Here is an 11,895-nt window from a genome sequence, read left to right as displayed (position 1 = left end):
ACTTCATATATTATAATGAATAAGTTTTATATGGAGGTAAAAGAAAGTGACGCCTAAAAAAAATTATAGTAGGTATTTTATTATATTACAAGAAGACGAAAAAGGCTATTCATTAGACTCTGAGAAAATCCCTTCTGGTTATGCAAAGCTCGAGATGAAAAACAGTAAATGTAAGATTTCATACTATGTGCAAAACCTAAGAAAAGAAAAACAACCTTATTACATGATTTTGATATGTGGTAAAAAAGATGTCAACAAAATCATAAAAGTCGGTAAATTGAACATAGACGATCATGGTAGGGTAGACATTTTCCATGAATATGATATGGACAATATAGCAGATACAGGCATTTCTGCTGAAAAAATTATTGGAGCCGCAATTGTTAAATTTCTAGATACAAATGTGATTTCAATAATGAGTGGATTCTCAACCACAGATAAACCAATCGAATGGAAAAACTATAAATTAGCGGACTTTAATAAGGAAAAGAAAGAAACAAGGTCAGATGATGTGGTTAATGAATTTGATGAATATGAAAAGAGTATTGAACTAATTAAAGTGAAAAGTGATGAAATTATTGAACACTTAGAAGTAAAAGAAAATGAAGAAGCAGGGAGTAATGACAGAGTCGACGATAAAAGTGTTGATGCTAAAAGTATTGAATCTTTAGAAGAGAAAAAAAATGTAGATGAAGAAGCTTGCAAAGAAGCAGATACTACTTTAAGAAGTACATCAGAGAACCCTGATGAAGTAAATGCTAATCAAAGCGTTACATCTAAAGATGTTGAGATTACAGACAAATTAGAAGAAGAGATAGAAGTTAATAAAGGTGAAGACGTTTTTGATGCGAATAGAGATAAAAATAAAAAACAATCTAAAGAAGACAAAAAACATGAGTCTAATGATGAGGAAAATAATTACTTTAAAGGTCAATATCCTAAAGGGACTATAGGAAATTTCTTCAAGGTGGTGGCGCAAGATTTTGAGGAAGCAAAGGATTTCTCTAAAGAAATTAAATGGTGCACATGGTATAAGGTACCTGTGCATGACTTAGAGAATATGTATGATTTGAGTGACTACAATAAATATACAATAGCCTATTATCCTATGATTAGTTACTACCCATACATTATGAACCATAAATATTTTATGTTAGGATATAAATGTGATGCAAGTGGAAAAATGAAATATATTGTTTATGGGATACCTGGCACAAAATCTAAATCTCATCAACCTTATGGAGGCAAAACTGGTTTTGTAACTTGGATTTCAGATAAAGAAAATGACGAAATGGGACATTGGCTGATGTTTTATGATTTCAAAAATTCTACAATTGTTGTCCCTTTAAAAAAATAATATAGAAAAATTAAATGCGAGGCTATAATATTTTAGTCGCGCATTTAATTTTTTAATATTATTTTAATAAATAACATATAGTATATTAATATTAATATGTGGAGGGGTAAGTTGAAAGTTATAGTTATAAACAGAAAAAAAGTTGGAATTATAGTAATAGTCCTAGGACTTATGATTACGCTTTTAGGAATATCAGAGCAATTTAATGATAAATTAAAAACTACCATTCTTGTAGAGAATAATATTAAGTTACTTAATAATTATGAGATAATAAATGGGAAAGGTAGTTATAAATTGCCTGTGGGATGGACAACCTCAGAGAAAAAAAATTATGGTGAAGAGATTATTTATCATAATGATTTTCAATCATCGGATGCAGTAATTCACGGATTTGTAGAAGTGTGGAAAAATAAACAGGACCTAAAAGTATTCTTAGACAATAGTAAAAACATATCTCAGGAGCAAAATGAAATTAAAAATTATAAAATAGACGATATTATTGTAGCAGGGAAGAAAACATACTTAGTACAATACTTAATTAATACAAAAGGTGATAATTGGTACAAGTCTTATGAATATTTTATTGATAATGGAAAAGAGTTTTATAGATTTTCATTTTTTATTAGAAATGTTAATTTTAAAGAGACTTATAGAGCTATTTTTGAAAGTATAGTTGAAACGTTAAATATTAAATAGATTTGCTTAAAACTTTTTAAAACATTATTTTTTAGATAATAATATTTCAAAAGGAGACTCTAATTATACAAAAAAATAAAAGTCTGTATTTGTAATGCAAATACAGACTTTTATTATTAAAATTTTAGAGAAAATTTATCATTTTATCACTAAGCATATTAGTAACATTTCCAATATTTAAATCGATTGTATCCCCTGTTTTTGAATCTTTAGGTAAACGAGAAATACTTACGTCCATAGTTGTTCCATCTAAAAAATTAATAAATGCATCGGTGTTGTTCATATCGATTATTTTCCCAACCATTATAAAATCATCCTTCCATATAACATATACTTACTTTATAGTAGTTTTAGCAAAAATCACTATTATATTCATATAAGTTATAATGTTTTTATGGATAAGATATACAGACATACTAACAAGATATTATGTATTATATACATAAACTAAAAACCACCTATCACAAAGTGATAGGTGGTTTATCTATAATTAATTTGTATTATATTATAGATTACTTAGATTTCGAATTATAATCTAGTAACGTTTGAAGCTTGTGGGCCTCTAGCGCCAGTAGTTATTTCGAATTGAACCTGTTGTCCTTCTTCTAAAGACTTATATCCGTCTCCTTGAATAGCTGAAAAATGTACGAATACATCCTCTTCTCCTTCTACGGATAAGAATCCAAACCCTTTTTCTGAATTAAACCATTTAACTGTACCTGTTTTCATATAACTTTCCTCCTGAATAAAAAAATTTGCAACATTTGTAACATAACTATTATGATACTACACTTTAACAAAATTTGAAATAGTTTTTTGAAAATAAAAAAAATATTTGTATTTTTTTAGTATTTATTTAATGAAGCACACCTAAACTTATCTAAGCATTAATAATGTAGAAATTATGGCTTAAATATAATTCAATATTTTTACAGACATTGACCCTTTTAGTTCACGATTAATTACTAGTGTATTACTATCTATTTTTGAGGCATTTTTCATATGTATAAGAAATGATTCTACACCATCTAAAGGAAAGGACACTTTTGAAGTTTTATAGTGCATAGGCATAACTATTTTGGGGTTTATTTTTTTTGTAACCTCTGAGGCTTCCTTGCCATTAATTGTATAATTACCACCTACTGGAATAAATAATATATCCACATCTCCAATTGAGTCTATATCATCATCTGAAAGAGTGTGCCCTAAATCGCCTAAATGACATAAGGCATACCCGTCCATTCTAAAAGTGAATATTATGTTATCGCCTCGCTTTGCACCTTTAGCTTTGTCATGATATGAAGGGATACCTTTTATAGGTATATCATGTAAATTGAAAGTACCAACCTTATCTATGATTTTATAATTACCTTTTAACTCTTTGGAATAATTGTGATCAAAATGTTGATGACTTATTGTTACAATATCAGGGCTACCTTTATAAATTTCATATCCTAAAGTAGTGTCAAAAGGATCTGTTAAAAGTTTACTACCTTTTGAATCTTCCAAAAGAAAGGATGAATGACCTAACCATGTTATTTTCATGTAAATTCTCCTTTTATTTTTAAAATTTTACTTTTTTAGTATAGGTTGAAACCAATAATCAACTTGAACGTATTTTATAGTGAAAGAATATTTTAAAAGGTTGTTTATAATTCAATTATGCCACTCTTAGTAGAGTAATACACTATTAAAAAAGAAGATATATTAAATCTAGATGTATTTTTAATAAATGTTAAAAAATGAGAATTAAGATAATGTAGGAGGAATTATATGAAAAATATCTTTAAAGCATTTACAATCATGATTTTAGCTTTTGCATTGAGTATACCTATGCAAATTATAGTAAAGGCAAGTACATATACAAATATAGTGCCAAAAGAAAATGTAGTGGCGAGTAAACCTTGGACGATAAATTTTAATAAACCTTTGAGTGTTACTACTGTGAATCCCACGAATATTAAGGTGGTTGGTGAGGACAATGAATACATAGATATCAAAGTTACTTTAGCTAATAGCAATAAAGATGTAATCGTTGAGGCTGCAAAAAATTATGAATATAATAAGACATATACTCTGATAGTTACACAGAATGTTCTATCTTATGACGGGAAACCACTTCCTAATGAAGTTAGGATGGATTTTACTACTAAAAGTGCACCTACAAGTCCAAGTGAGTTCACTGTATGTATTGATCCAGCCCAGTACTATAAAGAAATTACAGGTTCAAGTGGTGTACGCGCTAAGGATATAAATTTAAGTATAGCGTTAAAACTTGGGAATATACTAAAAGCAAGAGGATTTAATGTAGTATATACAAGAGACACTGATGCAGTGACTTGGACCCAGAGTGGTGAGGATGCTGCAAAAGCTTTAATAGCTAAAAATGAAAATGCTGATGTATTTTTAAGTATAAACACTAATTCGGCTGTACCAACGGCATATGGGATTGAGTCATATTACACACCTGATGTAAGTCAGAATAAGTTGCTCGCAACGTCGGTTCAAGCTGAACTAATAAAAGCAACAGGGGCTTATAATAGGGGAATAAATATAGCAAGTACCGATGGAAATTTTGCAGTATTAGGTAAGACAAGCTGTCCTGCTATATCTGCATATTTAGGGTTTATAAGTAATCCAACTGAAGAAATATTATTAAGTAGTGATGAGTACCAAAACAATGAGGCAAAGGCTATTGCTAACGGACTAATGAACTATGCTGGCGTTGCAAATACAGATACTGTTTATGATTCTGTCTTAAAAATAGTGTCAATCCCAGATATATCAGCTAGTTTAGCAGTAGGTAGCAAATATACATTACCTACAACAGTAGAAGCTAACATGAGTAATAACTCAAGACAAACTGTTGGAGTAGTATGGCTTCCGACTTTAGTTACTACAAACATGGCAGGCGTTTCTACTTATTATGGAACGGTAAAAGATTTTAATACTAAAGTTAAAGCTATAATTACTGTAAAAGCAACTGCTAAATATAAAGTAGTTTTAGATTCAGGCCATGGAGGAACTGATCCTGGAGCAGTAGGCCCGGCGGGGACAGAGGAAAAAGTTATAGCAATAGCAATTGCTATAAAAATACGAAATATATTAGTTAAAAATGGTGTTGATGTAGTATATACAAGAGTAACTAATGAGCAAACAATATCTCTTCAAGAAAGATGTGATGTGTCTAATAATGCTAAACCAGATTATTTTGTAAGTATTCATGCCAATGGATTTTCAAGTCCATCAGCTAGTGGAATAGAGACTTACTCAACTGGGAGTGCAGCTGGATCAAAGCTTGCTCAAGCTGTACAAACTGAATTAATTAAGGCAACTGGAAGATTAGATAGGGGAATTAAAACTGCAGGGTATTATGTGCTAAATAATACAGCTGCTACGGCAATACTTGTAGAAACTTCATTTATTACTAATCCAACAGAAGAAAGTTTATTGAAGAGTGCTACCTACCAAAGCACATTGGCTAAGGCAATTTCAACGGGTATTCTTAAGTGTTTAGGAATAACTAATATAGTATATTAAAAGTTTTGATGATCTTTTATAAAATGATTATAAAAAAATCACCTCAATAGTAATTTTACTATTGAGGTGATTTTTTAGTGACTATAAATATAATTTTTTATTAGATATCTAATAAATTCTTTGTATAGTTAGAATAACAAAGTCTAAGTTCTTCAATTTGTGCATCTAATTGTATTTGTAATTTAGATAGTTCTGCATAATTTTCAGAGTTAGAAGCTTCATTTATTTTAGTAAAGAGGCTAGTTTTCGAATATGTGTCTTTCATAAGAGAATGTCTTAGATCATTAACTTTCTGCCAATTTGCCAAATCTAAATCTAAAGCTTTTTCAGCAGCATGAATCATTTTACATTTTCTAATTTCCTCTGCATAATTGTGTAATAATCTGTTGTTTATTTCAGTAACCCATCTAGATGTTATTGCCATTCTAAAGCTGTTTACTATACTAGTAGTAAATACACCATGAGCCTTAAGAACTTCAAGTTTAGCTGGATATGCATCTAATGCACTAACATTTTCAAAAACAGTATTAGGAGCTTTTCCAAAATACTCTGCTCTTTGCTCTTCTGTATAGTATTCAAATACATCTTCTTCACTTCTGTAAGCTCTATCTTTTTCTAAATAATCACTGTCGTCTCCTGGTGCTTTAGATAATTCTTTCAAAAGATCATCTTCAGATTTATTGTTTTCTATGGCATATGATATTCCGTCAAGCATGCCCATATATAAAGTAGATAAAGCTAGGTAAGCATTAGTATGAGGACATGGAGCTCTAAGCTCGAACCTAGTAGCAAGAGGATTATCAAGGTCTCTTATTAATGCGAGTAGTATAGATCTATTTCTTGATGGAACATCTACACTGTGACCAAGTGAAGTTACTATACAAATAGGAGCTTCAAAACCAACTTTTAATCTTCTTAAAGAATCACTTGTTGATGAAACAAATGGATTTATTACCTCGTAATTTTTAAGTATACCCATTGCAGAAGCATAACCTAAAGTGCTTAAGAAGTGTTCTTTATTTGAATTAAATAAATTAACTCTTTTACCATTTTTAAGTTTTACAGCCATACCGATATGAGTATGTTCACCACTTCCTGCTACATCATGAACTGGTTTTGCTAAAAAGTTAACATCTAAACCGTTAAGTCTAAAAGTTTCTTTAACTAAATTTCTAATAAATAATTCATTATCTGCACATTGAAGAGCGTCTGAATATTTCCAATCTATTTCAAGTTGTTCCATAATATGAGTTAAAGAGCCGGATTCGCCTATTTGAGCTTTTACGCCACCAACTTCCTTATGTCCCATTTCAGGTTCAAAACCATATTCTTCCATTAGTAGAAGAGTTTGCTCGAGAGCTGTTCTAACGCTTCCTTTAGTTTTGCTCCAATATTGTTCTTTTAATACTTGAGAAGTAGATAGTTCTTCTATATCAGCTTGATCATTAGGTGTTTTTACCCAAAATTCTAATTCAGTAGCTGCAGTGAGCGATAACTCATCAATATCTTTATATTCAAAATCAAAAGAATTTAAAGCTGATGGATTTTCTTTGAATAAATCAAGAACAGTAGATTTAAAGCTTTCAACTGATCTTTTTAATATTGATCTTGAATCAACTGCGATCTTATCATGTAATAATACACATGGAATTTTTAATGTACCAATAGGTAATTCCGTTTCAGGGTCAATATTTTCAAGATTGTAGTCTACGTACCAATTACAATCTAAATCTGCAAGCATGTCTAATTTAGCATTGTTTAAAGTTGCAATTCCTGGCAATACTACAGACGAACCATCAGTTTGAATAGCACCATTTGCGAATCCACTAATATCATCTAAGAATATTTTCATTGGAATTCTCTCATCAGTGTCATTACCGGATAAGTCAATACCAACTAAGGAAACGAATTTCACCTCAGAGTGGGCAAGTAGAATTTCTTTAATCTCTTTTTCAGAATGTGTTTCTTTAGGAATTACATAAATTAATTTTTTCAAAATAATAGTCCTCCTTTAAAATATATATTAAATTACTTAAAAGCCACTAAGGCGACTTGACTAACCTTTTTAAATATTAAATCATATTATAGTGAAACATTTGACATTTTCACAGAATAATATAACTTATAATAGTAGAGAAATTTTTATTTAAGACATAACTAAATTATTATTGTAAATAAAATGATTTTATTATAAAAATGACGCCTTGTCAATACAAAACATCATGAATTTATAACTAATTACAAAATAATGATACTATTTTGCAAGTTAATATAAAAATAAAATCATTTTTAATGATATATTTGAAATTTACAGATAATTTTTAATTACAACAGAGTTCATTTTTAAGTAACATTATATCACATATATCTATGGAAATGTAATAAATAAATAATCAAAGCATTTTATTATTAGCATAGCTTTATATTATTCACAAATATAAAGATGGTTACTCAATAATATAATATTTAAAAAATATATATATGTACATTTTTTCACAACTTATATATAGAAAATCTAAAAAGAAATTGACAATAAAAATTCATTATAATATAATGAAGGGAAGTTATAATTGATTTTTGGTATATATTGATTATCAATTATAACTAATAAAAGGCGATGATTTGGAAAAGTATTTAAGCGTGTAACTAACAGAGAGTGGGAAGTGTTGAGAACCCATAGTGAAGGTTTAAAGAAAATCACCTAGGAGCTGAGAGCTGAAAATTTAGTAAGCTTATCCGTATTTCTGCGTTAAAGGATAAAGTATAATTGTACTTGAATTTATATTTATTATAATTGTACTAGAATTTATTATGTAGGTGGTATAGCGAATTTGACTTCGTCCTATTTCAGGGTGGAGTTTTTTTATGTTTAAAATATTTTTAGCAATTAGACAACATTAGTGAATTTTAACATTAATAAGTAGGGAAGTTACTCGCATCTAAGTATCTACAATTAATTGGAATAGGGAAAGGAGTTTTATTATGTACAAGAAAAATGATTCTTCAAAAAGCTTTATGGATATGGAAAAAGATACACTTAAGCTTTGGAAAGAAAAAGATATTATTCAGAAAAACTTTGATTTAAATAAGGGAGGAGAATCCTTTACTTTTTATGATGGTCCACCAACAGCTAATGGAAAACCACATATAGGTCATGTTTTAACTAGAGTTATGAAGGATTTAATTCCAAGATACAAGGTAATGAAAGGTTATAATGTTCTTAGAAAAGCAGGTTGGGATACTCATGGATTACCAGTAGAGCTTGAAATAGAAAAGAAACTTGGAATTACTGGGAAACCTGGAATAGAAGCTTATGGAGTAGAAAAGTTTGTAAAGGAATGTAAGGACAGTGTTTTTAGCTATGTTGAAATGTGGCGAGAAATGTCTGAGAGAGTTGGATACTGGATAGATATGGAGAACCCATATGTAACTTATCATAACGACTATATTGAATCAGTTTGGTGGGCATTAAAACAAATGTGGGATAAAGATCTATTATACAAAGGTCATAAGGTAATGCCTTATTGCCCAAGATGTGGAACATCTTTGTCGTCGCATGAAGTAGCTCAAGGTTATAAGGATGTAAAAGAAATGTCAGCATACGTAAAATTTAAAGTAAAAGGTGAAAATAAATTTATACTTGTTTGGACTACAACTCCTTGGACTCTTCCAAGTAATGTAGCACTTGCAGTTAATAAAAAATATGATTATGTTGAAGCTGTTCAAGAAGGTGAGACTTTAATACTCTCAAGAGATTTACTTAGTAAACTAGAGGGAGAGTATGAAGTAGTACGCGAATTTAAAGGGGAAGCTCTTTTAGGACTTGAATATGAACAGATGTTTGATTTTTATACACCAAAAGAAAAAGCCTTCTATATAGTTCATGGAGATTTCGTAACTCTATCAGATGGTACGGGAATAGTTCATATTGCCCCAGCATATGGTGAGGATGATAATATGCTTGGGAAAAAATATAATTTACCACTTGTTAACTTAGTTGACGTAGAAGGGAAATTTGTAGAGTGTGTTACTCCATGGAAGGGTATTTTTGTTAAAAATGCTGATGCTAAGATATTAGAATACTTAAAAGAAAATAATGTTTTATATAAAGCAGAGAAATTTGAACATTCATACCCACACTGCTGGAGATGTGATACACCACTTTTATATTATCCAAGAGAAAGTTGGTTTGTAAGAATGTCTTCCGTAAGAGACAAGCTTATTGAAAACAATAATAAAGTTAACTGGATGCCAGATAACGTGCGTTCAGGCAGAATGGGAAAATTCCTTGAAGGTGTTATAGATTGGAGTATTAGTAGAACAAGGTACTGGGGAACTCCACTCCCAATTTGGGAATGTGAATGCGGACATCGTGAAATGATAGGAAGTATCGCAGAACTTAATGAAAAGGGAATAGATGTGCCAGAAGGAATAGAACTTCATAAACCATATATAGATAAGGTACATTTAAAGTGCCCAAAATGTGGTAAATCAATGGATAGGGTAGAAGAAGTTATAGATTGTTGGTTTGACTCAGGGTCAATGCCATTTGCGCAACATCATTATCCTTTTGAAAATAAAGAATTATTTGAAGCTAACTTCCCAGCTCAATTTATTTCAGAAGCAGTAGATCAAACAAGAGGTTGGTTTTATACATTGCTAGCAATATCTACAACGGTTTTTGATACAAATCCATTTGAAAACTGTATAGTACTGGGCCATGTATTAGATAAAAATGGTCTTAAAATGTCTAAACATAAAGGCAATGTGTTAAGCCCATTTACAGTTCTTGAGAATCAAGGAGCAGATGCTTTAAGATGGTATTTTTACACTGCTAGTGCACCATGGTTACCTTCAAGATTTTATGAAGGCGCAGTTATTGAAGCACAAAGAAAGTTTATAGGAACACTTTGGAATGTATACTCATTCTACATTTTATATGCTGATTTAGACAACTTTAACCCAATTAAATATGAGGAATTTGAGTCTTCTAATATTATGGACAAATGGATGATGTCAAAACTAAATTCATTAGTTAAGAACATAGATGAGCATTTAACAAATTATAGAATAACTCAAGGAGCTCTTGAACTTGAAGATTTTGTTGATGAACTTTCTAACTGGTATGTAAGACGTAATAGATCAAGATACTGGGTAGAGTCACTTACAGATGATAAGATAGGCGCTTATATGACATTATACAGAGTTATCACAACTTTTGCTAAAATAGCTGCCCCATTTATACCGTTTGTAACAGAAGAGTTATATCAAAACCTTGTTGTTGCTTTTGACAGGTCTGCACCAGAAAGTATTCACTTATGTGCATGGCCTGAGTATAGAGAAGATCAGGTAGATAAAGCTTTAGAAAAAGAAATGGATATGGCTTATAAGACTGTTAAGTTAGGAAGAAGTGCTAGAAACGCTGCTAATATAAAGAATAGACAGCCACTTTCTAAAATGCTCGTTAGTTCCAAATCTCTTCCAGAGTATTATGGACATATAGTAAGAGAAGAACTTAATATTAAGGAAGTAGAGCTAGGAGCTGACATTTCTAAATATGTTAAATTCGAAATAAAACCTAATTTACCAGTGCTCGGTAAGCCGTATGGCAGATTAATACCAGGCATTAAAAAAGCAATTGGTGCTATGGACCAAATGGAACTTGCTCAGACTATAAATAATGGCGGAGTGGTTACTATTGATGTAAATGGAACAGAAATAGAACTCAATAGTGAAAAATTACTTGTCACAATGCAAGGGCTTGAAGGTTATGCATTTGCAGGAGAAGGTGAAATGGGAGTAGTCTTAATAACGAACATTACAGAAGAACTAAAAGAAGAAGGCAATGTACGTGAGATATTAAGTAAGATTCAAAACATGAGAAAAGAAAGTGGGTTTGAAGTTGCTGATAAGGTTAAAATCTACGTTTCTGGAAATGAAATGCTTCAAAAGATAATAACAAAATTTGAAGAGCAAATCAAACGGGATACTTTAGCTGTAGATATTGTATATAATTTAGCACGAGAATACAATGAAGTTAAAATAAATGGCGAAGATTTGAAATTAGCGGTAGAAAAAATATAAATCATTTGGGAAAATCCTAAGATTAAAAAATACATTAATTGGTAATAATAAAGAGTATGCAGTAGAACTTATCTGCATACTCTATATTTTTAGAGACATACTCTATATTTTTAGAGACATACTCTTTATTTTTAGAGAGTATATGTTAATAGACACTTGAAATGAGAAGCTTTTATAAGTATAATGGTATAATAAGAAAATAGTAGGAGTTGAGAGAT

At 30.3% G+C, this 11,895-nt stretch carries 8 protein-coding genes and 1 other annotated feature; of the genes, 4 read left to right on the top strand and 4 right to left on the bottom strand.

All coding sequences use genetic code 11. From position 1 onward, the window contains the following. Positions 1 to 46: 46 nt before the first annotated feature. Positions 47 to 1,357, top strand: coding sequence for a hypothetical protein (locus tag VIM70_RS22135; protein ID WP_331947943.1), 1,311 nt, complete (start codon positions 47 to 49; stop codon positions 1,355 to 1,357). Between the two features lie 111 nt (positions 1,358 to 1,468). Then, on the top strand, positions 1,469 to 2,053 hold the full coding sequence (locus VIM70_RS22130; RefSeq protein WP_331947941.1) for a hypothetical protein: 585 nt from the start codon (positions 1,469 to 1,471) through the stop codon (positions 2,051 to 2,053). Positions 2,054 to 2,177: 124 nt separating this feature from the next. On the opposite strand, the gene VIM70_RS22125 is transcribed toward VIM70_RS22130, so the two are convergent. The 3 genes from VIM70_RS22125 to VIM70_RS22115 form a co-directional block, all read right to left on the bottom strand. Then, a complete protein-coding gene (locus VIM70_RS22125; RefSeq protein ID WP_331947940.1) occupies positions 2,178 to 2,357 on the bottom strand; it encodes a hypothetical protein in 180 nt (59 codons plus the stop codon). A gap of 224 nt (positions 2,358 to 2,581) precedes the next feature. Then, on the bottom strand, positions 2,582 to 2,782 hold the full coding sequence (locus VIM70_RS22120; RefSeq protein ID WP_071611001.1) for a cold-shock protein: 201 nt from the start codon (positions 2,780 to 2,782) through the stop codon (positions 2,582 to 2,584). Between the two features lie 180 nt (positions 2,783 to 2,962). Then, positions 2,963 to 3,598: an MBL fold metallo-hydrolase gene (locus VIM70_RS22115; protein WP_331947939.1), complete on the bottom strand. Its 636-nt coding sequence runs from the start codon at positions 3,596 to 3,598 to the stop codon at positions 2,963 to 2,965. 228 nt (positions 3,599 to 3,826) lie between these two features. Here VIM70_RS22115 and VIM70_RS22110 point away from each other — a divergent pair, with 228 nt between their 5' ends. Further along, complete coding sequence (locus tag VIM70_RS22110) at positions 3,827 to 5,593, top strand: N-acetylmuramoyl-L-alanine amidase (RefSeq protein WP_331947938.1); 1,767 nt, start codon at positions 3,827 to 3,829, stop codon at positions 5,591 to 5,593. A 100-nt stretch (positions 5,594 to 5,693) separates the two neighbouring features. Here the strand turns inward: VIM70_RS22110 and VIM70_RS22105 are convergent, their stop codons facing one another. Beyond that, positions 5,694 to 7,592, bottom strand: coding sequence for a glutamine synthetase (locus VIM70_RS22105; protein ID WP_331947987.1), 1,899 nt, complete (start codon positions 7,590 to 7,592; stop codon positions 5,694 to 5,696). Between the two features lie 609 nt (positions 7,593 to 8,201). Then, positions 8,202 to 8,441 (top strand) — a binding site (T-box leader). 134 nt (positions 8,442 to 8,575) lie between these two features. On the opposite strand from VIM70_RS22105, the gene ileS reads away from it, so the two are divergent. Continuing rightward, entirely contained in the window at positions 8,576 to 11,677 is a 3,102-nt protein-coding gene (ileS, locus tag VIM70_RS22100; protein ID WP_331947937.1) for an isoleucine--tRNA ligase, read from the top strand. Positions 11,678 to 11,895 lie beyond the last annotated feature (218 nt).

Origin of the sequence: Clostridium sp., from assembly GCF_036569345.1 — a bacterium.
Classification (GTDB): domain Bacteria; phylum Bacillota; class Clostridia; order Clostridiales; family Clostridiaceae; genus Clostridium_AD.
This window is presented reverse-complemented; position numbering and strand designations above follow the sequence as displayed.